We start from the raw sequence: 21,850 nt of genomic DNA, 5'->3' as shown, positions 1-21,850 counted from the left end.
AAGTCTAAAAGAATAGTCATTCGACCAGATTGAGATAGCGCAATTTTTAGTGGATCAGGCAATGACATTAACCTTGCAGCAAGCGAATCAATAATGAACCGTTATACATTGCATCTTTTACCAGCGCCGCTCCTGCCATTGTTCCGCGATGATTGTACTGGGTACTTTCAACAACCATATGCTCGCTATACGCAGGGAGTGCTTGTTGGCGAATACAACTGGTGATTGCCGGATGCAGAATCTCTGCGGCTCGGTTAAACGGGGAACCAATCAGGATTTTTTGTGGATGGAACAGATTCACCATTATCGCAAGGATACGGCCAACGTTAGTACCAATACCGAGAATGATATCTTTCGCTAATAGATCGCCACTTAACGCAGCGTCACAGAGAGATTCGACCGTCAGAGGTTGTTCATGCAGCATGGAACCCATCGACTGACTCATGCGAAGCTGTGCTAATTCAAGCACGCTGTCGATACTGGCAATCGTTTCCAGGCAACCGTGGTTACCGCAATAACAAAGCTTGCCGTAAGGATCAACTTGCGTATGGCCAATCTCAACCAGGCTGCTACTGCCCGCATGGAGCAGGCGTCCATCGGTAATCACACCGGCACCGACGTTATTATCAATAACAACCTGAATCACATCACGAGCGCCCTTTGAAGCGCCAAACAGCCCTTCCGCCATCGTCCAGGCGCTGATGTCATGCTGAATATAGACCGGCACACCGGTGTAGTTTTCCAGAATCTCACCGAGCGGCATATCGCAGACTTCATAAAACGGCATCCGATGCACGATGCCGCGCTTGGTGTCGATAATACCCGGCATAGTGATAGCTATCGCCGTCAGGCGCTCAAGCTTTTGCTGATGGCGGATAAAGAACTGGTCAATCTGCGCGATGATGCGTTCAATAAGCGGTTGTGAGTCGTTAATAGCAAGGTCAACCGTATCTTCAACAATCAGCTTACTGCTTAAATCATGCAGGCCAAGGGAGATTTCCCCACGGCTAATACGCACGGACAAATAGTGCCATGCTTCAGTTTCCAGCATCAAGCCCACAGCTGGACGGCCCCGGCTACCAGGGTCTTGAATTTCCGTTTCCTGCACCAGATGAGCTTCAATCATTTCACGAACAATTTTCGTGATGCTGGCAGGCGCAAGTTGCGCCAGGCGAGAAAGATCGATGCGCGACACCGGCCCATGGGTATCAATCAAGCGATAAACTACGCCCGCATTGGTGGTTTGCTTGATCTGATCGATATGGCCCGGTTGACTATCAGCAACCACTTGCGACTCCCTTTATTTTCGCGCTTCGAAATAAACTTTGGGCTATGGTGAAACACTTCAAGTGAAGGAGTCAAATATTTAGGTAGGGTTGTGATTTACCGCACATAATCTGCTGTATTAACCACCTTTTAACGTCGTTATTGACTCAGTCAGCAGCGCAGAGATGCGAAGTGCCGCCGCAGAAAGTTCACGATGCTTTGGCCAAACGAGCCACATTTCAGATTGCGCTTCTGGCTCATCAATGGGTAGCCACACCACTTCCGATAGACGGACACGTTTAAATGACGCCGGAAGTATCGATACCCCTAACCCGGCGGACACCAGTCCAATGATGGTCATGGCCTCGCCCACTTCCTGGGTGATGTAGGGTGAAATCCCGTGGCGTTGCAGCAAGCCAAGAATATCTTCATACAGCCCCGTCCCAACGAGCGGATCAAAGAAGACAAAAGGTTCATTTGCGAGCTGTTGCAGAGAAACTTTTGACCAATGGGCTAACGGATGGTCACGGTGCACCATTGCCAGTAGTGGCTCACGCAGAACCAGACTCCAGTCGAGCGTATCCGGGAGCCGCGTGTTGCGCATTAAACCGAGTTCGAGTTCGCCGTCGTTTAACGGTGCAATTTGCTTGCGAGTGTTGATTTCCCGCATCTGGAGATGTACGTCCGGGTAGCTGCGGCGAAATGTCGAAAGGCTATCGGATACCGTTTTAATAAAGGGCGCGGATGAGGTGAAACCAATACGCAACTCGCCGGTCTCCCCTTGATGAAGCCGGGCTGCGCGCCCTGCCGCTGCATCAACCTGGCTTAAAATCTGCCGGGCATCTTGCAAAAACTGGCTACCTGCGGCGGTCAGATTCACGCTGCGATTAGTTCTCGCCAGTAGACGCGCACCAATTTGCTGTTCAAGGATTTGAATTTGCTGGCTCAGAGGTGGCTGAGAGATACGTAAACGCGCGGCAGCTCGCCCAAAATGCAGCTCTTCAGCAACGGCAATAAAGTAACGCAGGTGACGCAATTCAATATTCATACTTTTAAAATATCAATTGAGATTATTAATATATTAGACAGAACAATTACAATTTTCTACTCTGAAAAGAAGACTTCATTTGTGTATTTTTAAGGACCGATTTTGAGCCGTACAACCCTCGTCAACACCGCCCCGGCAGCAGATATTGACGAAAGACGATCTCCCCAGCCGGTCACTTACATCAAGCGTGGTTCACCTCAATTTATGCGCGTTACGCTTGCGCTCTTTTCCGCAGGACTTGCCACCTTCGCGCTACTTTATTGTGTACAACCGATACTGCCGGTTCTTTCTCATGAATTTGGTGTCTCACCGGCCAGTAGCAGTATTTCGCTATCTGTTTCAACTGCTATGCTGGCGATTGGGCTGCTCTTTACTGGCCCACTGTCCGATGCTATCGGTCGTAAACCCGTAATGGTTACGGCGCTATTACTCGCCTCATGCTGTACGCTGCTTTCAACCATGATGACAAGTTGGCATGGCATATTGGTGATGCGTGCCCTGATTGGGCTGTCTCTTAGCGGTGTTGCCGCGGTGGGCATGACCTATCTGAGTGAAGAAATCCACCCAAGCGTGGTGGCATTTTCGATGGGGCTGTATATCAGTGGGAACTCAATTGGTGGCATGAGTGGCCGCCTGTTAAGCGGCGTGTTGACCGACTTCTTTAACTGGCGGATTGCGGTTGCGGCTATTGGCTGTTTCGCTCTGGCATCAGCGTTAATGTTCTGGAAAATACTGCCCGCCTCAAAACATTTCCGCCCCTCTTCGCTGCGGCCCAAAACGCTGTTTATCAACTTCCGGCTGCACTGGCGCGATCAGGGGCTACCTCTGTTATTTGCGCAGGGCTTTTTGCTGATGGGGGCGTTTGTCACCCTGTTTAACTACATTGGTTATCGCCTGATGCAGGGGCCATGGTATTTAAGCCAGGCGGTGGTCGGGCTTCTGTCTGTAGCGTATTTAACCGGAACATGGAGTTCGCCAAAAGCCGGGGCCATGACCGCAAAATTTGGCCGTGGCCCGGTGATGGTCTTTTCCACCGCGGTGATGCTGGCAGGCGTGGTGTTAACTGTCTTTTCACCGTTGCCGATTATCTTCATCGGCATGCTGCTCTTTTCAGCTGGATTCTTCGCCGCACACTCTGTTGCCAGCGGCTGGATTGGCCCGCGAGCTAAACGCGCTAAAGGGCAAGCCTCGTCACTTTATTTATTCAGCTATTACCTCGGTTCAAGTCTTGCCGGAACGCTCGGCGGAGTGTTCTGGCACCAGTTTGGCTGGCCGGGAGTCGCCAGTTTTATTGGCTCACTTTTGGTCATATCCTTACTGGTGGGGACGCGTTTGCATCATCGCGCACAATAACCCCGTTACGGCCTCGTTTTCGGGATGGCTTTTTGCTATTTTCGCAGCGTAAACCATCTCTTTATGAGGCCCTATGGAAAAGCAAAACTATAATCATCTCACCCGCACCTTCCAGCGTCTTTCACGTTTTGGACATCTCTCGGCCATCGCTGGCTGGGATATGTTCACCAATATGCCACCAAACGGCAGCACAGCACGCGGCGAAGCCCTGGCCGAACTGAGTGTTTTGCAGCACCAAATCCTGACCGATAAAAAAATCGCTACGCTATTGCAGGCCGCGGTTCAGGAAAATTTGGATGATGTTGAACGTGCAAACCTGCGTGAAATGACACGCCAGTACCAAGAAGCCATTTTATTACCCGCATCACTGGTAGAAGAAAAATCGCTGGTTGGGACGCGCTGTGAACATGGCTGGCGCACGCAACGCCCAGCCAACGACTGGCAGGGTTTTTCCACCAATTTAAAAGAAGTGGTTCGTGTTAGCCGTGAAGAGGCGAAACTGCGCGCAGAAGCAAAGGGGAAATCCCCCTACGACGCGCTGTTAGACATTTATGAACCAGGGATGACCAGCTCTAAACTTGACGTTCTGTTTGGCGACTTGCGCACCTGGCTGCCTGAGTTGCTGCAAAAAGTTGTCGATAAACAAGCAAAAGAGTCGGTTATAACTCCTGTTGGCCCATTCGCTACGCACGATCAGCGCGAGCTTGGTCTGGAAACCATGAAGCTGCTGGGCTTTGATTTTAACGGCGGCCGACTTGATGTCAGTGCGCATCCGTTCTGCGGCGGCGTGCCGGAAGATGTACGCATTACCACGCGTTACGATGAAACAGATCTGGTAAGCGCACTGTTTGGCGTTATCCACGAAACGGGCCATGCGCGTTACGAGCAGAACCTGCCACGTGAATGGCTCGGCCAGCCTGTTGCTCTGGCGCGTTCCACGGCGATTCATGAGTCACAAAGTCTGTTCTTTGAGATGCAATTAGGGCGTAGCAAAGAGTTTCTTAAACTGCTGCTACCGATGGTCACTGAGCGTTTTGGCAAACAACCCGCATTTGAAACAGCAAACTTTATTGCCGTTAACCAGCGTGTCGAGCGTGGTTTTATTCGCGTTGATGCAGATGAAGTCAGCTATCCGGCCCACGTAGTTTTACGTTACGAAATCGAACGTGCGCTGATTGATGGTGAAATTGAAGTGGAAGACATCCCGGCACTGTGGGATGAAAAAATGCAGCAATGGTTGGGGCTTTCCACCAAAGATAACTTCCGTAATGGTTGTATGCAGGATATTCATTGGACGGACGGTGCTTTCGGTTACTTCCCTTCGTACACGCTGGGCGCAATGTATGCTGCTCAACTGTTCAATGCGGCAAAACTCGCACTGCCACAGCTCGAAAGCGATATTGCGGAAGGAAACTTCAGCGCATTGTTCGATTGGCTACGTCAGAATATCTGGCAACACGGCAGCCGCTTCACCACTTCAGAGTTGATTACCAACGCTACCGGTGAAGACCTTAACCCGTTGTATTTCCGCAAACATTTAGAAGCGCGTTACCTTTAATCTTCCTCACCTGTCCGCGCCCTAAATAATTCGGGTTTTATAGGGGGGGATTAGCGTTAGCGTTAGCGACATCCACCATTGACGCAGGTTATGTCGGATGTCGCTGCGCTAATCCGACCTACCACGAAATTTCTTCATCAATTCCCCGGCGTGTACAAACCGTTACACGCCGAAACCAATCACTCACTGAACGCGTTGATCCACAAGTCTATAGTTCATCTCAACGGCCCCGCAGGGCTTCAAACAAACATGAATTCAAACATGAATTGAGGATGTCGAGATGAATAAAGTATTAGCTCTGGTTGTTGCCGCTGCAATGGGTCTGTCTTCTGCTGCTTTCGCTGCTGAGACTACTGCGACTCCAGCTCCTGCTACCACTTCTGCTGCAGCTAAAGCTCCTGCTGCAAAAACTACTCATCATAAAAAACACAAAAAAGCAGCTACCGAGCAGAAAGCACAAGCCGCTAAAAAACACAAAAAAGAAGTGAAGAAAACTGAAGCAGCAAAACCAGCTGCACAGAAAGCCCAGTCTGCTAAAAAGCACCACAAAAAACCTACCGCTAAAACTGAAGCAGCAAAACCTGCAACTCAGCCAGCTGCATAAGGTTATCGGGGTTATCCCGAAAGCATAGCCACACTACTAACCTGCATAATTTGAGTTGTCGGCAGGTGGCAAGCAAGTGAGTCCCCAGAAGCGTAGATAACTATGTGACTGGGATGAACTACCGACGCCAACACACCGATAACGTGAAGTATGACGGTTAAAAACACCCGGTTCGCCGGGTGTTTACTTCCGGAGTCTGGATGATGTTGCGACGCTACAGCTTTGAAATCATCCTCACGCTGCTTATTCTTTGCGGCATTATTACGCTAAGCTTCTGGCTGTAATGACTTTTTACTCCCACTTTTTGTGCGACCCGTCTATAGTTAGTCCATTCGCTGGGTTTATATAACAATCAAAATTAATCGCCCCACAGAGAGTGATATGCGCAAAAAAGTTGTGATGTTGTTAGGTGTACTGTGTTTGTTGCCTGCCCTTTCTCATGCTGATGACGAAAGTGCTGCGAATGTCAAAACGCTGTTTTTTGGCAAGGATGACCGCACAAGAGTGAATGATCCCGCAACACCGCCGTGGGATGCTATCGGTCAACTTGAGACGGCGAGCGGCAATCTTTGCACCGCGACCTTAATTTCCCCTCACCTGGCACTTACCGCCGGGCACTGTTTGCTGCAACCACCCCATGGGAAACCCGATAAAGCCATCGCTTTGCGCTTTGTGTCTAATAAAGGCAAATGGCGTTATGAAATTCATGATATTGAAGGTCGGGTTGAATCAACGCTGGGTCGTCGCCTTAAACCCGATGGCGACGGTTGGATTGTCCCTGCCAGTGCAGCACCTCATGATTTTGGTCTGATTATTTTGCACAACCCGCCTTCAGGTATCACGCCGTTGCCATTGTTTGAGGGTGATCGTGACGCACTAACCGAAGCGCTTAAAAATCAGAATCGTAAAGTCACGCAGTCGGGTTATCCCGAGGATCATCTGGACGATCTCTATACGCATAATGATTGCCTGATTACCGGCTGGGCACAGAAAACTGTTCTCTCGCATCAGTGCGATACATTGCCTGGTGATAGTGGCTCACCCTTGATGCTGAAAACGGAAAATGGTTGGCAGCTGATTGCGGTGCAGAGCTCAGCGCCTGCGGCGAAAGATCGTTATCGTGCAGATAATCGGGCGATTTCTGTGACGGGGTTTCGTGACCAGCTACAGAGTTTAGCCAGCCAATAATTTCACCGCCGGGTATCACGCCCGGCGGTTTGCTTTTATGCAAGTTTGATAAGCACCATGCCCGCTAGTAATAAAACCAGCCCCACCCAGCCTTTATGGTTAAGACGCTGGCCGAATAAAATCCAGCCAGCCGCCACGGTAGCGATAATGCCGAAGCCACCCCATAGTGCATAAGCGACCGACAGTTCAATTCCTTTTACTGCCTGCGCCAGCGCGCTGAAAGCTGCCAGAACTGCACACAGCGACAATATGCCGTAGCCAAAACGGCGAAAACCATCAGAGTGTTTCAAGAAAATATTAGCGGCAATTTCTAACACGATTGCCAGGAACAGCCATAGCGCGTGAACCCATTCAAACGATTGCATGTTCGCTCTCCTTTGCTGGTTTTACCGTTCGCGTTTTTTTAGCGCTGGTTCCCGATTTAATCAAAGCAATCCCCACCACTAACGTGGTCAGACCGATGATTTTCAGTAGTGAGATCGATTCGTCGAACAACAAAACACTGAAAAGGGTAATAAATAAAATACCAATTCCTTCCCACATGGCATACGCGACACCAAGGGCGATTTTTTTAACCGAAAATGATAATAAAATATAAGACAAGGTGATCATCAACAGCATAAAAATATAGCCGAGATTATCATCACTGACGCTGGACCATTTCATGGATAACGTGCCGGTAATTTCGGCAATAATAGCCAATGCTAATAATATCCAATAGATCATGATTCCTCTCCTGATAGAGAAAATAGCCGTACTAATGCTTGTAAGGTGCTAAATAAAGCGCACAAGCTGAATAAAAAATAAGCTTATTTACCCGGAATAATTCGTGTACCAGTAAGGCGACAAGACCGTAAGCAAGCCGGTGCAGTCAACGCAACTGGGCGCGAAGTATCAAGGGAAAAACAGGAGAGTGAATCTACAGCGCGTTACGCCAGTGTTGTTCACCGGAAAGCGAGAAAGCAGAAGAGAAAGATGGGGCTTGATGGGTTAATAACGTTTTGAACAGCTTGTTCGTAAGCATAATGTCCATAGTTTTCACAACGTATCCGCGGTGTTGCTTCTCATCAGTTGCGGATAGTAAATTGTCCTCAGTAGTCAAACACGCTGAATTTGTACCATATTTCGCAAGATGCCTGACTTCCATTTTCAATTCTTTACGCTTGTGTGGCAGAAAATAAGTGTATACCCCTCCTTTCCCCCCCCCGTACTATATAGCCAATTAAGGAACGGATTATTCTGATGGAGACCGTCAATAATGGCAAAACCCATAATTACGTTAAGTGGATTAAAAGTAGTCATTATGTTGGGGATGTTAGTCATCATCCTTGTGGGGATAAAAGTGGCTGCTGAGATAATCGTGCCATTTATTCTGGCACTGTTTATTGCCATTATCCTCAACCCAATGATTCGTCGTCTGGAGCGCATACGTGTCCCGCGAGTGCTGGCGATCACCTTCGTCATTTCAGTAATTATTTTCTTCATGGCTGTACTGCTCGCCTACCTGGGAACCACGCTTAATGAGCTGACGCGTACGCTGCCGCAATACCGTTCCTTGTTAATCTCCCCTCTGCAAACACTTGATCCGTGGCTACAACGGGTCGGGATTTCTGTGTCGGTGGATGAACTGGTTAAGTATATCGACCCGAATGCGGCAATGACGTTAGTCACAAGTCTTATCACTCAGCTTTCCAATGCGATGACCTCAATCTTTTTACTGCTTCTGACCGTAGTATTTATGTTGATTGAAGTACCGCAATTGCCGGTAAAACTTCAACAATTGATGTCCCGACCGGCAGAAGGTATGGGTGCTATCCAGCGAGCTTTGGACAGCGTCAGCCATTATCTAGTGCTAAAAACCGCTATCAGTTTGGTGACGGGGTTGGTGGTCTGGATAATGTTAGCCATGCTGGATGTGCGTTTTGCCTTTGTCTGGGGGCTGCTCGCCTTCTCACTCAACTATATTCCCAATATTGGATCCGTTCTCGCCGCAATCCCACCGGTTGCGCAGGTGCTGGTATTTAGTGGACTGTATGATGCACTGCTTGTCGTTGCCGGTTATCTGGCCATCAACCTGGTGTTTGGCAATATCATCGAACCACGCATGATGGGGCGAGGATTAGGTTTATCTACTCTGGTGGTTTTCTTGTCGTTGATTTTTTGGGGCTGGCTGCTGGGCCCGGTGGGAATGCTACTGTCGGTTCCACTGACTATCGCGGTGAAAATAGCACTTGAACAAAACGAGGGTGGCAAGAGTATTGCCGTGCTGTTGAGTGATGTGACCAATAACTAAAGAGCCATAGCCGCTCCGGATAACAGAGCGGCTATGTAGTGACACTACATACTGTAACCCGGTTTTTTGGCCAAAGTATCCAGTGCCGGAGCTATCTCTTTATCGTAGACATCCTCTTTCCAGCGATCTTTCTGGATAGGGGTTAGCGCAACAGAGAGCGACTCGTCAGATGAATCAAAGTGCTTCTTCAGCACGGCACAAATATCAGCGGCAAGCGCTTCTTTTTGTTCTTCAGTCAACTCACGCGGAAAGTGCTTTACGGTAATATGCGGCACAACAAATCTCCTTTGAACGGCGAACTCTATTCTTACGTTAAAATACCAAGTTATAGCAATAGAAAATCATTTGGGGCAGATGGAGGCAAACTCATCAAAGCTGATGCCGTACTGCTCGTGGTCCAACCGCAAGCCAAACTTTTCTTGCAGTAGTTGATACACCGCCCTCTCATCAGCCATATCCTCGCGTTGCTCGCCGCTAAACTGCCGGTTACTCAGCGTTAACGTCGTGCCATCGGGTTTATGCAAACACAACATTAAATGATGACGGAAATGCGATTCAGGCCAGGTCGAAACATAGTGATTTGCGACCTGAAAATCACTGAAATATTGGGGTTGCAGATCAAACCGATACAGAGGCATCCAGCCATCTTGTTGTTTGATGCTCAGCAAGTAATCGCCGTCCAGATGCGTTAAGCGATAGACACCATGCGCCGTAGGCTGCTCAACATCAGTTTCCAGCCGCAAAGGGGAAGTCAGTGTTTTCCCACCAAATCCTACATCTGCCAGATAACGCTGTTTATTTATCGTCACCAGCAATAGTCGGTGCGTTCTTGCTGGCATTTCAGGCGGTTGCGTGATCAACACTCTCGCCGCCAGGTCTTCCACTCCAAAACCAATGTCTTCAAGCGCTGCGCGCAGCAAGGCATTTTGCTCATAGCAATAGCCTCCTCGCCCAGCGACAACAAGCTTTTCAAAAACATTATCGAGCTCAAGCCTGATGGTTCGACCAAGAAGCGCATCCAGGTTTTCGAAAGGAATGGAACAAGTATGCAGCAGATGAATATGTTGCAAGGTTTCTAAGGTGGGTACGGCTTCACCATGAAAACCGATACGCGCAAAATAGGTTTGTCGATCGAAAGTCATCATCTCAACCTCTTAAAATCCGATGTCTTTACTATAAAGCGTTTTTTTCATGGCAAATGATCGATAATGCTCTGGCTACAACAGGCCTGTAGACTATTCCCCGGAAATTAAGTGCCAGAAGGATGCGCCATGAAACCCAAGTCGATGACTCTCTATGATGTGGCAAAACATGCCAATGTTTCCTATCAGACCGTTTCGCGGGTTATCAATCAGGCAGAGCACGTTTCTGATAAAACGCGCCGTAAAGTCGAAGCAGCGATGCTGGCACTTAACTACGTTCCTAACCGGGTGGCGCAGCAACTAGCCGGAAAACTGAGCCATACGATTGGGCTTGTGACCAGCAATTTGTCCCTCCATGCCCCGTCGCAAATCGCCGCAGCCATTAAGTCTCAGGCCAGCAAACTCCACTTTAACGTGGTGATATCGATGATTGAGCAGCCTGATTTGAGTGCCTGCAAAGGTGCAGTGAATAGCCTGCTTTCCCAGCGGGTTGATGGGCTGATTGTGAATATTCCTCTGGAAGATGACCAGGTTCGAGCCATCACTGACATGTGCGGCAATGTGCCGGTATTGTTCCTCGATGTATCCCCGACTCTCAATATCCACAGCATCACATTTGATGCCACCACCGGCACGCAGTTGGCAGTAACTCATCTCGTCCAACAAGGCCACCAGCATATTGCTTTACTGAGCGGGCCGTTGACCTCAGTTTCAGCCCGCCTGCGCCTGGAAGGTTGGCAACTGGCTCTGGCAAAGCATCATCTGATGGCTGTCGCACAATTGCAGGGCGACTGGAGTTCAATCTCAGGTTATCTCCAGACACTGGCGCTCATTAGTACGGGATCGAAGTTCACCGCCCTGCTGGTCGCTAACGATCAAATGGCGTTAGGTGCATTACGTGCACTCAATGAATCAGGGTTATCCGTTCCTGGGCAAGTCTCAGTGGTGGGTTATGACGATACCGAAGACAGCGCCTGTTTTATCCCGCCGCTCACTACCATCAAGCAAGACTTTAAAGCACTGGGGAATACCAGCGTTGACCAACTGATTGCCCAAATCCACACGCCCGCTTTACCGGGCCATGCCACCGTCCTTCCCGTCACACTTATTGAGCGTAAAACGACGGCGGCACCAGATTCTGAAGCTGTGTCACCACAAACCCTGGCCGACGCGCTTGCGGTGCTTGCCCGTCAGGTCGCGCGTCTAAAGTAATTTTTGTGAATCGCCTCACCTGAAGTTGTTTTACTGCTTTACATCTGCGCAGGTAAAAAACATATTAATTAATAATTGTGAGCGCTTCGCAAAATGTAAAGGAACATCAAGTATGACCATCAGATCGGGTTCTGTTGCGGCCACTTTGGCCGCGATCCTTGGGCGACGCGACTGGGAGAACCCAGCAGTGACGCAATTAAATCGCTTGCCTGCCCACCCACCATTTTCCAGTTGGCGTGATGCGCTCGCCGCGCGCGACGACTCATCATCTGAAAGTCTGCGCAGTCTTAATGGTGAGTGGCAGTTTAGCTACTTCACTCAGCCCGAGTGTGTTCCCGAAAGCTGGCTTGAGGATGATTTAGCCGATGGTCAAATCTTACCAGTCCCATCAAACTGGCAAATGCATGGCTTTGATGCCCCGATTTATACCAATGTCACTTATCCCATCCCGGTTACACCGCCATTTGTGCCACAAGACAACCCAACTGGATGTTACTCGCTCACATTTAATGTCGAACAATGCTGGCTTGATCATGGTCAGACGAGGATTATTTTCGATGGTGTGAATTCGGCATTCCATCTTTGGTGTAACGGCCACTGGATTGGCTACGGTCAGGATAGTCGCCTGCCCTCTGAATTTGACCTCAGTGAAGTCCTGCACGCGGGGCAAAACCGCATTGCGGTGATGGTGCTACGTTGGTGCGATGGAAGTTATCTGGAAGATCAGGATATGTGGCGTATGAGCGGTATTTTCCGCGATGTGACACTACTGCATAAACCTTCCACCCAGTTGAGCGATGTGCATATTGCCATCCATTTAAACGAAGATTTCAGCCATGCGATACTGGAAACAGCTGTTGCGGTGAAAGGCGAAACCGACGGCGCGTTACAGGTAAAAGTGCAGCTGTGGCGCGGCGAAGAATTCGTGAGTGAGCGGCAACAAACGCTGGTCAGCGAGATTATTGATGAACGTGGAGCCTATAACGACCGCACCACTATCCGAATGCCTGTCGCAAACCCTTTGTTGTGGAGTGCGGAAATCCCCAACCTCTATCGTGCTGTCGTTATTTTGCTGGATAGCGCAGGCGTGACAATAGAGGCAGAAGCCTATGACGTGGGCTTTCGTAAAGTCGAAATCCATCAAGGGCTGTTAAAACTCAACGGCAAACCTTTGCTCATTCGCGGTACCAACCGCCATGAACATCACCAGGAATTTGGCCAGGTGATGGATGTCGAAACCATGCGCCGCGACATTATTTTGATGAAGCAGCACAACTTTAATGCGGTGCGCTGCTCGCATTATCCGAACCATCCGTTGTGGTATCGCTTGTGCGACCGTTACGGTCTTTACGTGGTGGATGAAGCGAACATTGAAACCCATGGCATGGTGCCGATGAATCGCCTGAGTGACGATCCTGGCTGGCTGCCCGCGATGACGGAACGTGTCACTCGTATGGTGAAACGCGATATAAATCATCCATCAATTATTATCTGGTCGCTTGGTAACGAGTCCGGTCACGGTGCCAATCATGATGCACTTTATCGCTGGATAAAATCTGTCGACCCCGCCCGCCCGGTGCAGTACGAAGGTGGTGGTGCCAACAGCGCGGCAACCGATATTATTTGCCCTATGTATGCGCGTGTTGACCAGGATCAGCCCTTCCCGGCAGTGCCTAAATGGTCCATTAAAAAGTGGATTGGCATGCCCGATGAAACCCGTCCGTTGATCCTTTGCGAATATGCCCACGCCATGGGCAACAGTTTTGGTGGTTTCCATAAATACTGGCAGGCATTCCGCCAGCACCCGCGTCTGCAAGGTGGTTTTGTCTGGGACTGGGTCGATCAGTCGCTGATTAAACACGATGAAAATGGCGAGCCCTTCGCAGCCTACGGCGGGGATTTTGGCGACAAACCTAACGATCGTCAGTTCTGCATGAACGGCCTTGTCTTTGCCGACCGCACAGCGCATCCGGCACTGTATGAAGCACAACAAGCACAACAGTTTTTCCAGTTTGAACTTCATCGTGAAACCCCGTTACGCCTCGAAATAACCAGCGAGTACCTGTTCCGCTACAGCAACAACGAACGCCTGGTTTGGCAGATTTCGCAAGTAGGTGAATCCCTCGCAGAAGGTGAAATGCTGCTCGATATTGCGCCAGAAGGTAAGCAGACGATGACGTTCGATTCCCTCCCTGCAATCAGCGGTAGCGGTGATGTGTGGCTGACGGTAAAAGTACTGCAAACCAACGCCACAGACTGGTCTGATGCCGGTCATATTTGTGCATGGGATCAGTGGCAACTGCCGAGTATCCTCAGCGCAAGCCCGCTGCCTTTTAATGGTAAAGCGCCTGAACTGGTAACCAGTAACTGCCATTTCGATATTCACCTCGGCCTGCATCACTGGCAGTTCAACCGCGAAACTGGTTTGTTAAACCAGTGGTGGAAGGCACAGCAGCCTGCACTATTAAAGCCACTACAAGATCAGTTCACCCGCGCACCGCTTGATAACGATATTGGTGTCAGCGAAGTGACGCGCATTGACCCGAACGCGTGGGTCGAGCGTTGGAAGGCAGCAGGAATGTATGAGCTTGAGCCACGTGTGGAGAGCTGCGAAGCGGAGGCTTTGGACAATGAAGTGCAGCTGCGCACCGTTCATAGCTGGCAGCACAACGGCAAAACGCTGTTTATCAGCCGTAAGCTCTGGCGAATTGATTGCCAGGGCGAACTCCACGTCAATGTTGATGTTGAAATTGCTTATGGCACACCTCCACCTGCGCGCATCGGTCTGACCTGCCAACTGGCGGAAGTCTATCCTGAAGTGAACTGGCTTGGTCTGGGTCCACATGAAAACTACCCCGATCGCAAGCAATCTGCGCTCTTCGATAGTTGGCAGCTTCCACTTGACGAACTGTACACACCGTATGTTTTCCCAACGGAGAATGGCTTGCGCTGCGATACCCAAATACTGGAATACGGCGACAACCAGTGGCGCGGGAATTTCCACTTCAATATCAGCCGCTTTAGCCAACAACAATTGCGCGAAACCTCGCATCGCCATTTGCTTGTCGCAGAAACAGGCACCTGCTTAAATATGGATGGTTTCCATATGGGTGTTGGTGGCGATGACTCCTGGAGCCCAAGCGTTTCACCGGAATACTTGCTTGATAAGCAGCATTATCACTACCAGTTAAGTTGGCAGCGCCGCTAACATCCCTCCTTCAACAATGGCCTGTGTAGTCGCAGGCCATCTTCGAATAACCGCTACAATCTCTACTCTTTGAAAAAAGGCATTAGCGTCCTTAACCATTTATGGATAGGATCTGTCGCCCGATTTTGTCATGGCGTGGAAGTTATAAAACGTCAGGCATTACGTAGGGGTCTTTTTAACAAAGGAACAGGGTCTACATGAACACAACACACAAAACGGAAGCGGAAAAGCACGCAGCTAAACGCCGCTGGCTAAATTCGCATGATTCCGGGTATCACAAAGCAATGGGTAACCGCCAGGTACAGATGATTGCCATCGGCGGCGCAATTGGCACAGGGCTTTTCCTGGGTGCTGGCGCACGTCTACAAATGGCTGGCCCGGCTCTGGCACTCGTCTATCTGGTCTGCGGCATCTTCTCTTTCTTTATTTTACGCGCGTTAGGCGAACTGGTGCTCCATCGCCCTTCGAGCGGTAGTTTCGTTTCTTATGCCCGTGAATTTCTCGGTGAGAAAGCCTCCTACGTGGCAGGCTGGATGTACTTCGTGAACTGGGCAATGACGGGCATTGTCGATATCACCGCAGTGGCACTTTATATGCACTATTGGGGCGCTTTTGGTGATGTGCCACAGTGGGTATTTGCTCTCGGTGCGCTTGGTATTGTCGGTGCCATGAATATGATCGGTGTGAAATGGTTCGCAGAAATGGAGTTCTGGTTTGCGCTGATAAAAGTCCTCGCAATCGTCGGCTTCCTGGTAGTGGGAACGGTGTTCCTTGGCAGCGGGAAAATGCTTGATGGCAACACGACAGGTTTCCATTTAATTACTGATAACGGTGGTTTCTTCCCGCATGGGTTACTGCCTGCATTAGTGCTTATTCAGGGCGTGGTGTTTGCTTTTGCTTCAATCGAACTGGTGGGTACCGCGGCGGGTGAATGCAAAGATCCAAAGAAAATGGTGCCAAAAGCGATTAACAGCGTTATCTGGCGTATTGGGCTTTTTTACGTCGGCTCCGTGACATTGCTGGTTTTATTGCTGCCATGGAACGCCTACCAGGCGGGACAAAGCCCGTTTGTGACATTTTTCTCTAAACTCGGTGTGCCATACATTGGCGACATCATGAATATGGTGGTTCTGACTGCTGCGCTTTCCAGCCTAAACTCTGGCCTCTATTCCACCGGGCGTATTTTGCGTTCAATGTCGATGGGTGGTTCAGCACCTCAGTTCATGTCGAAAATGAGCAAGCAGCACGTACCCTATGCCGGGATATTGGTTACGCTTGGGATATATGTGATTGGTGTGGTACTGAATTATCTAGTGCCATCACAAGTGTTCGAGATAGTCCTCAACGTTGCCTCGCTGGGGATTATCTCTTCCTGGGCATTTATCATGGTTTGCCAGATGCGCTTGCGTAAAGCGATTAAAGAGGGGAAAGCTGAAGACGTTAGTTTTAAATTACCTGGCGCACCGTTCACCTCATGGTTAACCCTGCTCTTCCTGTTTAGCGTATTGGTGTTGATGGGATTCGATTACCCGAACGGAACTTATACCATTGCATCTATTCCGCTGATTGCTTTGTTGCTGGTGATTGGCTGGTTTGGCGCACGTAAGCGCGTTCAAGAACTTGCCCACAATCCCGACGCTACCCCTGAGGAAGCGCCGCACAAGGTCAAGTAAACCCATACTGAGCCAATGTTTCGTAGCGAAAAAGGGCAGAATATTTTCTGCCCTTTTTGCTGCTATTTACAATGTCCCGCTAAATATCACTGGCCCGGTCGGTTGCCCCGTTGGAGAGCCGCCTTGCGGTTCGAGGCTGATTGCAATCGTCGTGCCTGGCGATAAAGCCACATTGGTTGCAGTAAGTTGTGTCGGCTCGCTGGCATTCACTAAGCCAAGTGAAATCGGTTTTGCACCCGAAGGTATCGCCCATAACTGCAAGCTGTTATTGGCCGCAATGGTGCGAGGCTGAACCGAAACCAACTGCAGCGTTTTACGTTCACTGTCAGCACTGACAACCCATTGACCTTTGGTTGCATCGCTACTGTTTAACACCACCAGCGGTGTGAGATCGGGTGATCGGCTGGTGAAATACGGCACCAGAATAACCGCGGCAAGTCCAGCTGCCAGCGCCCATCCCAGGTAATTCCAGTTCCACAATGACGTAGGTCTTTGCGGCGGTAAGCTGAGCTGTATTTTTTTCCATACTCGTTCTGGCGGAATCTGTTGCTGTGTATTGTTTTCAAATGGTGCCAGCAAGGTTTGCCAACGACCAAGTTGCTGTGCCAACTCTTGTTCCTGCGCAAGGCGTTTTTCGAAACGCAGACGCGCATTACCACGCAGGGTGCCCAGGGCATACTGCGCGCTCAATGCGCTGTCGATATCGTGTCTGCTTTTCATAATCCTACGCAGTCCTTAAGGTGGTCCAGAGCCCGGCGCACCCAACTTTTTACTGTACCAAGCGGTTGATGCAACCAGGTCGCAATTTCGCTGTGAGACATCCCCTGATAGTAGGCCAGCACCACGCTTTGCCGTTGTTCTGGCGGCAGATGAGCAAGGCAATGTGTCAGTTTGTCGACCTGCTTATCATCGTGCTGGCTATCTTCATTTTGATAACTCGTTACTGGAGTATATTCAGTCAGTTCATCTTCCAGTTCACTACTACGAGCGGTGCCACTTCTTAGCCAATCGATACAACGATTGCGCACAATATGCGTAAGCCAGGTCATCGGGGAGCTGGAGGCAGGATCATAAGTTGCAGCGCGATTCCAGACGGCAAGAAAACTGTCATGCAGAACTTCTTCGGCCCATGATGAGCGGCGCAACATACGTAACGCTACCGGGAAAAGCATCGGTGACGTCTGGCGATAAAGTTGTTCAAAGGCGCGGCGGTCACCATCGGCAACCGCCCGCACAAGCGCTACCTGTTGTTGCACTTGCTGATTATCCATATCTTTCCTGATTGGGTGTGAGTCAGTCACTCACACCGAGTATAGACAGGATTTATTTAGGCATCAGGACAGTATCAATAACGTCAATTACACCGTTTTTCTGATTTACGTCATAAGTACTGATATTCGCGATATTTCCCTGGGCATCTTTCAACTGGATGTTATGCGGGCCGTTACTCATTACCCATAAAGGTTGCCCGTTCACGGTTTTCAGTTCCGCATGGCCACCACCCTCTTTAATTTTTTTCTCAAGCTGCTTCATGTCGTATTTTCCAGCCACGACGTGATAAGTCAGAATGTTGGTCAGTACCGCTTTGTTTTCCGGTTTCACCAGATTCTCAACGGTCCCTGCGGGCAGTTTTGCAAACGCTGCATTAGTTGGCGCAAACACCGTAAACGGCCCTGTTCCCTGAAGGGTATCGACCAAACCCGCGGCTTTTACCGCTGCAACCAGGGTTGTGTGGTCTTTAGAGTTGATCGCATTTTCTACGATGTTTTTTGAAGGATACATCGCAGCGCCACCCACCATCACGGAGTCTGACATCATGGCAGCCATGCTGGCGGCACTAAACAGTAACGAGGTAGAGATAGCAGCAGTAAGGATTCTGTTCATGGTTATTTCCTCATTGAGTCAGGAGCACGTTGTTGGCTCACACTCTGATATACGTACGAGGAAATGAACTGGATGCAGGAATATGAAAATATTTTTTCACTCCGGAAAAATCGCTCCAATCGCCGCGGAAATCCTCACAAAACACTTTCGCTAATAAAAACTTGCATTAACTTTATGTGCCGTTAACACTTTTCAAGCATTCATCACAAGTATTAACATAGCCTCTTGAATGTTCCAGATGGTTCGTCCGGAACGTAAAATGCTCCCACCTGTGAAAATGTCTGATGAAAATTGTGTACCATGGAAAGATCTCCCTGCCACTGATATTAGTCCCGGCCCTTTCGTCTTTTGCCCTTCCGGCACTTGCCGCCGAAGAGACGATGGTCGTTACCGCAACACAAGGCACGATTTCCGAGCTGGATACACCAGCGGCGGTGAGTGTCGTCAATGGCGACGATATGCGCCAGGCGGCGCCACGCGTTAATCTTTCAGAAAGTCTTAGCAGCGTACCGGGTCTGCAAGTCCAGAATCGCCAGAATTACGCGCAGGATTTACAGCTTTCTGTTCGTGGCTTTGGTTCGCGTTCCACTTATGGTGTGCGCGGGATACGCATGTATGTTGACGGTATTCCTGCCACCATGCCTGACGGACAAGGGCAAACCTCAAATATCGACATCAACAGCGTTGAAAGCATTGAAGTGCTGCGCGGGCCATTCTCCGCGCTTTACGGCAACGCGTCGGGTGGCGTGATTAATGTCACGACCACAACAGGCACGCAGCCGCCAACACTGGAAGCCAGTACCTATTACGGGAGTTTTGCAAGCTGGCGCAATAGCGTTAAAGCCACTGGCGCTACCGGCGACGGCACCCAGGCGGGCGATGTTGACTACGCTATCTCAGCGTCACGCTTTACCACTCACGGTTATCGTGACCACAGCAGCGCACAAAAAAATCTCGGCAATGCCAAACTGGGCGTGCGCCTTAACGAAGCGAGTAAGTTAACGCTTCTGTTCAATAGCGTGGATATTGATGCCGACGATCCCGGCGGTTTAACCGAGCAGGAATGGCATGACAATCCAACTCAGGCTCCTCGCGCTGAACAGTACAATACGCGCAAGAGTACTCAGCAGACTCAAGCCGGACTGCGTTATGACCGCCAGCTCAGTGCCAATGACGATCTGAGCGTGATGATGTATGCCGGTGTGCGAGAAACCACGCAATACCAGTCAATTCCTGTGGCTCCGCAGTTGAACCCTACCCATCCAGGCGGCGTGATTGAGTTGTCCCGGCATTATCAGGGGATTGACTCACGCTGGACGCATCGTGGAAACCTGCTCGCGGTTCCGGTGACGTTTACCACCGGGCTGGATTACGAAACGATGTCGGAAAAACGCAAAGGCTATCAAAACTTTGTCGTCGAAAATGGTACGACGGTTTTGGGCGAGAAAGGCGACCTGCGACGCGATGAGCGTAACCTGATGTGGAATGTCGATCCTTATTTGCAAACCGCATGGCAATTCACTGACAAGCTCAGTCTTGATGCTGGGGTGAGGTTTAGTTCGGTCTGGTTCGACTCGAATGATGAATATATTGTCGGTAAAAATGGCGATGACAGCGGAGACGCGAGCTACCACAAATGGTTGCCAGCGGCAGCGCTGAAATACGCAGTCACCGACGCCTGGAATATTTATACCTCTGCGGGCCGGGGCTTTGAAACACCGACCATCAACGAGCTTTCCTATCGTGATAACGGGCAATCAGGTTTGAATTTCGGTTTAAAACCGTCCACCAGCGATACGGTTGAGATCGGCAGCAAAACGCGTGTCGGCAATGGTCTGTTGAGCGCGGCACTTTTCCAGACCGATACCGATGATGAAATTGTCGCCGACCAGAGCAGCGGTGGGCGTACGACGTATAAAAATGCCGGGAAAACGCGTCGTCAGGGTGTGGAGCTTTCTGCTGATAGCCAGTTTGCCAATGACTGGCGCGTGAAAATGGCGTGGACTTATCTGGACGCGACTTATCGCAGCAACGCCTGTGGCGCTGAAAACTGCGAGGGTAATCGCATTCCGGGTATCGCTCGGAATATGGGGTACGCGTCGCTTGGGTACGCCCCGCCTGAAGGTTTCTACGCAGGTGCCGATGTGCGTTATATGAGCGATATTCAGGCTAATGATGAAAACACCGCAAAAGCGCCTTCATATACCGTCGCGTCGCTTAACAGCGGCTATAAATTGCGTATTCAGGAAAGCTGGTTGCTGGATATTTGGGGGCGCGTTGATAACTTGTTCGACCGCGAATACGTCGGTTCCGTTATCGTTAATGAAGGTAATAATCGCTATTACGAACCGGCACCAGGCCGCAATTACGGTGTGGGCGTGAACCTGAGTTATACCTTCATGTAAGGTTATAGAGTAAGCATAAAAAAACGGAACCAGCTGGTTCCGTTTTTTTATGGCCAAAGAGTGTGATTACTCCATGGTCGCACTGCCGTTAAGCTTGAATATTACGTTAACCGTCATGCCACGCGAAGGCTTACCACTTTCGTAGCGCCACTTTTTCACTGCCATTTTCACTTCGCGCGCAAACAGGTTTGAGTTCTTCCCTTCCAGCACGTTGATGTTAGTCACGCTGCCATCAGGTTCCACATCAAATTGCACGCGGACGTTACCGTCAAGGCGCAGTAAGCGCGCGCGCGCAGGATACACCGGCGAATTGCGGCTCAGCGCGCGAGGCCCTGTTGCAACTGGTGCCGTGGAAGTCACAGGTGCAGCTTTCGCCACCGGTGCCGGGCGTGCAGGTGCGGTATTTGTCTGAGCAGCCGGACGCGGTTCAACAGGCTTAACGTCGCGTTTCGGCTCTTCAACCTTTTTCACCGGTTTCGGTTTTGGCTTAGGTTTAGGCTTCGGCTCTGGCTTATGAATGACGACCGGCGCTTCTTTCGGCGGCTCAGGGATCGGTTCAGGCTCAGGTTCGGCTACCGGCTCTGGCGGTGGCTGAACAACTTCAGGTTGTGGTGGTTCTAGCTCAGCCGGAGTCACCATAGTGATACTGATAGGCTGCGCAGGTGCTGGCAACTCAACAACCTGATGATGTACCGAGGTATAGAGAGCCGCCGCGACAATAGCACCATGAAGTACGACAGAAAGTGCGGTCGGCCACGGAAAGCGGCGGCGAGGTAAATCAAGGGTCATTGACGTCATAATGTCTTAGGTCTCTTAAACAGGCGTCAATTTTAAATGCAAATAGCAATCATATTCAACAACGCATCGAACAAAGTCGCTCATTTTCCTGCCAGGCGCTGGATTTTCCCACATTCAACGTAGTGATTTAACATCTTGTTAATACGCAATAGATTTCAAGTTGCAGTCTTAGCTCCATTCACTTACCGTGTTTTACATATCTCATATCTATATAAGGA

21 protein-coding genes are annotated in these 21,850 nt (G+C 50.1%); 10 read left to right on the top strand and 11 right to left on the bottom strand.

The genetic code is table 11. From position 1 onward, the window contains the following. Positions 1-67 precede the first annotated feature (67 nt). Complete coding sequence (gene mlc, locus M977_RS20405) at positions 68-1,288, bottom strand: sugar metabolism global transcriptional regulator Mlc (RefSeq protein ID WP_064518569.1); 1,221 nt, start codon at positions 1,286-1,288, stop codon at positions 68-70. A 117-nt stretch (positions 1,289-1,405) separates the two neighbouring features. After that, the gene (locus tag M977_RS20400; RefSeq protein ID WP_064518566.1) at positions 1,406-2,314 is read right to left on the bottom strand and encodes a LysR family transcriptional regulator; all 909 of its coding nucleotides are present in this window, start codon (positions 2,312-2,314) and stop codon (positions 1,406-1,408) included. A gap of 102 nt (positions 2,315-2,416) precedes the next feature. Here M977_RS20400 and M977_RS20395 point away from each other — a divergent pair, with 102 nt between their 5' ends. The 5 genes from M977_RS20395 (at position 2,417) to M977_RS20380 (ending at position 7,017) form a co-directional block, all read left to right on the top strand. Continuing rightward, complete coding sequence (locus M977_RS20395) at positions 2,417-3,667, top strand: MFS transporter (protein WP_064518564.1); 1,251 nt, start codon at positions 2,417-2,419, stop codon at positions 3,665-3,667. 73 nt (positions 3,668-3,740) lie between these two features. Further along, positions 3,741-5,225: a carboxypeptidase M32 gene (locus tag M977_RS20390; RefSeq protein ID WP_064518561.1), complete on the top strand. Its 1,485-nt coding sequence runs from the start codon at positions 3,741-3,743 to the stop codon at positions 5,223-5,225. Positions 5,226-5,505: 280 nt separating this feature from the next. After that, positions 5,506-5,829, top strand: coding sequence for an acid resistance repetitive basic protein Asr (gene asr, locus M977_RS25015; RefSeq protein WP_064518560.1), 324 nt, complete (start codon positions 5,506-5,508; stop codon positions 5,827-5,829). 179 nt (positions 5,830-6,008) lie between these two features. Continuing rightward, the gene (gene ydgU / locus M977_RS26210; protein ID WP_456061802.1) at positions 6,009-6,113 is read left to right on the top strand and encodes a small membrane protein YdgU; all 105 of its coding nucleotides are present in this window, start codon (positions 6,009-6,011) and stop codon (positions 6,111-6,113) included. 97 nt (positions 6,114-6,210) lie between these two features. Then, positions 6,211-7,017 (top strand): trypsin-like serine peptidase, encoded by an 807-nt coding sequence (locus M977_RS20380; RefSeq protein ID WP_064518558.1) that lies wholly within the window; start codon positions 6,211-6,213, stop codon positions 7,015-7,017. Between the two features lie 35 nt (positions 7,018-7,052). On the opposite strand, the gene mdtI is transcribed toward M977_RS20380, so the two are convergent. The 3 genes from mdtI to M977_RS26020 form a co-directional block, all read right to left on the bottom strand. Next, positions 7,053-7,382: a multidrug/spermidine efflux SMR transporter subunit MdtI gene (gene mdtI, locus M977_RS20375; RefSeq protein WP_064518555.1), complete on the bottom strand. Its 330-nt coding sequence runs from the start codon at positions 7,380-7,382 to the stop codon at positions 7,053-7,055. Next, positions 7,369-7,746: a multidrug/spermidine efflux SMR transporter subunit MdtJ gene (mdtJ, locus tag M977_RS20370; protein WP_157092095.1), complete on the bottom strand. Its 378-nt coding sequence runs from the start codon at positions 7,744-7,746 to the stop codon at positions 7,369-7,371. Before mdtJ ends, mdtI begins: the two co-directional genes overlap by 14 nt. A gap of 190 nt (positions 7,747-7,936) precedes the next feature. Next, entirely contained in the window at positions 7,937-8,050 is a 114-nt protein-coding gene (locus tag M977_RS26020) for a protein YdgV (RefSeq protein ID WP_471683231.1), read from the bottom strand. 225 nt (positions 8,051-8,275) lie between these two features. Here M977_RS26020 and M977_RS20360 point away from each other — a divergent pair, with 225 nt between their 5' ends. Beyond that, the gene (locus M977_RS20360; protein WP_064518548.1) at positions 8,276-9,310 is read left to right on the top strand and encodes an AI-2E family transporter; all 1,035 of its coding nucleotides are present in this window, start codon (positions 8,276-8,278) and stop codon (positions 9,308-9,310) included. A gap of 44 nt (positions 9,311-9,354) precedes the next feature. On the opposite strand, the gene pptA is transcribed toward M977_RS20360, so the two are convergent. Beyond that, positions 9,355-9,585, bottom strand: coding sequence for a tautomerase PptA (gene pptA, locus M977_RS20355; RefSeq protein ID WP_064518545.1), 231 nt, complete (start codon positions 9,583-9,585; stop codon positions 9,355-9,357). Between the two features lie 66 nt (positions 9,586-9,651). Next, positions 9,652-10,455 (bottom strand): arylamine N-acetyltransferase family protein, encoded by an 804-nt coding sequence (locus M977_RS20350; protein WP_342446878.1) that lies wholly within the window; start codon positions 10,453-10,455, stop codon positions 9,652-9,654. Positions 10,456-10,581: 126 nt separating this feature from the next. Between M977_RS20350 and M977_RS20345 the strand changes: the two genes are divergently transcribed. The 3 genes from M977_RS20345 to ansP all read left to right on the top strand — a co-directional run bounded on the left by M977_RS20345 (position 10,582) and on the right by ansP (position 16,545). Beyond that, positions 10,582-11,664, top strand: a complete 1,083-nt coding sequence (locus M977_RS20345) for a LacI family DNA-binding transcriptional regulator (RefSeq protein ID WP_064518542.1) — start codon at positions 10,582-10,584, stop codon at positions 11,662-11,664. A gap of 112 nt (positions 11,665-11,776) precedes the next feature. Then, on the top strand, positions 11,777-14,872 hold the full coding sequence (locus M977_RS20340) for a beta-galactosidase (protein ID WP_064518539.1): 3,096 nt from the start codon (positions 11,777-11,779) through the stop codon (positions 14,870-14,872). Between the two features lie 197 nt (positions 14,873-15,069). Beyond that, on the top strand, positions 15,070-16,545 hold the full coding sequence (gene ansP / locus M977_RS20335) for an L-asparagine permease (protein WP_064518537.1): 1,476 nt from the start codon (positions 15,070-15,072) through the stop codon (positions 16,543-16,545). Positions 16,546-16,611: 66 nt separating this feature from the next. Here ansP and M977_RS20330 read toward each other — a convergent pair whose 3' ends face one another. Genes M977_RS20330 through M977_RS20320 form a run of 3 tightly spaced genes read right to left on the bottom strand, consistent with a single transcriptional unit; the run spans position 16,612 to position 18,429 of the window. Beyond that, positions 16,612-17,265, bottom strand: coding sequence for an anti-sigma factor (locus M977_RS20330; RefSeq protein WP_064518534.1), 654 nt, complete (start codon positions 17,263-17,265; stop codon positions 16,612-16,614). Continuing rightward, complete coding sequence (locus tag M977_RS20325; protein WP_064518530.1) at positions 17,262-17,816, bottom strand: RNA polymerase sigma factor; 555 nt, start codon at positions 17,814-17,816, stop codon at positions 17,262-17,264. Before M977_RS20325 ends, M977_RS20330 begins: the two co-directional genes overlap by 4 nt. A 52-nt stretch (positions 17,817-17,868) precedes the next feature. Further along, complete coding sequence (locus M977_RS20320; protein WP_064518527.1) at positions 17,869-18,429, bottom strand: fasciclin domain-containing protein; 561 nt, start codon at positions 18,427-18,429, stop codon at positions 17,869-17,871. A 284-nt stretch (positions 18,430-18,713) separates the two neighbouring features. Between M977_RS20320 and pqqU the strand changes: the two genes are divergently transcribed. Further along, positions 18,714-20,834 (top strand): TonB-dependent receptor PqqU, encoded by a 2,121-nt coding sequence (gene pqqU, locus M977_RS20315; RefSeq protein WP_064518524.1) that lies wholly within the window; start codon positions 18,714-18,716, stop codon positions 20,832-20,834. A 66-nt stretch (positions 20,835-20,900) separates the two neighbouring features. On the opposite strand, the gene M977_RS20310 is transcribed toward pqqU, so the two are convergent. Further along, the gene (locus tag M977_RS20310) at positions 20,901-21,623 is read right to left on the bottom strand and encodes an energy transducer TonB (RefSeq protein WP_064518522.1); all 723 of its coding nucleotides are present in this window, start codon (positions 21,621-21,623) and stop codon (positions 20,901-20,903) included. Positions 21,624-21,850: the final 227 nt, after the last annotated feature.

The organism is Buttiauxella gaviniae ATCC 51604 (assembly GCF_001654835.1).
Classification (GTDB): Bacteria; Pseudomonadota; Gammaproteobacteria; order Enterobacterales; family Enterobacteriaceae; genus Buttiauxella; species Buttiauxella gaviniae.
This window is presented reverse-complemented; position numbering and strand designations above follow the sequence as displayed.

Coding starts and splice junctions, on each gene's coding strand:
- M977_RS20400 (WP_064518566.1), bottom strand. CDS start 2,314: ATGAATATTGAATTGCGTCACCTGCGTTACTTTATTGCCGTTGCTGAA.
- M977_RS20390 (WP_064518561.1), top strand. CDS start 3,741: ATGGAAAAGCAAAACTATAATCATCTCACCCGCACCTTCCAGCGTCTT.
- asr (WP_064518560.1), top strand. CDS start 5,506: ATGAATAAAGTATTAGCTCTGGTTGTTGCCGCTGCAATGGGTCTGTCT.
- M977_RS20380 (WP_064518558.1), top strand. CDS start 6,211: ATGCGCAAAAAAGTTGTGATGTTGTTAGGTGTACTGTGTTTGTTGCCT.
- mdtI (WP_064518555.1), bottom strand. CDS start 7,382: ATGCAATCGTTTGAATGGGTTCACGCGCTATGGCTGTTCCTGGCAATC.
- M977_RS26020 (WP_471683231.1), bottom strand. CDS start 8,050: ATGGACATTATGCTTACGAACAAGCTGTTCAAAACGTTATTAACCCAT.
- M977_RS20360 (WP_064518548.1), top strand. CDS start 8,276: ATGGCAAAACCCATAATTACGTTAAGTGGATTAAAAGTAGTCATTATG.
- M977_RS20350 (WP_342446878.1), bottom strand. CDS start 10,455: ATGATGACTTTCGATCGACAAACCTATTTTGCGCGTATCGGTTTTCAT.
- M977_RS20345 (WP_064518542.1), top strand. CDS start 10,582: ATGAAACCCAAGTCGATGACTCTCTATGATGTGGCAAAACATGCCAAT.
- M977_RS20340 (WP_064518539.1), top strand. CDS start 11,777: ATGACCATCAGATCGGGTTCTGTTGCGGCCACTTTGGCCGCGATCCTT.
- ansP (WP_064518537.1), top strand. CDS start 15,070: ATGAACACAACACACAAAACGGAAGCGGAAAAGCACGCAGCTAAACGC.
- M977_RS20330 (WP_064518534.1), bottom strand. CDS start 17,265: ATGAAAAGCAGACACGATATCGACAGCGCATTGAGCGCGCAGTATGCC.
- M977_RS20325 (WP_064518530.1), bottom strand. CDS start 17,816: ATGGATAATCAGCAAGTGCAACAACAGGTAGCGCTTGTGCGGGCGGTT.
- M977_RS20320 (WP_064518527.1), bottom strand. CDS start 18,429: ATGAACAGAATCCTTACTGCTGCTATCTCTACCTCGTTACTGTTTAGT.
- pqqU (WP_064518524.1), top strand. CDS start 18,714: ATGAAAATTGTGTACCATGGAAAGATCTCCCTGCCACTGATATTAGTC.
- M977_RS20310 (WP_064518522.1), bottom strand. CDS start 21,623: ATGACCCTTGATTTACCTCGCCGCCGCTTTCCGTGGCCGACCGCACTT.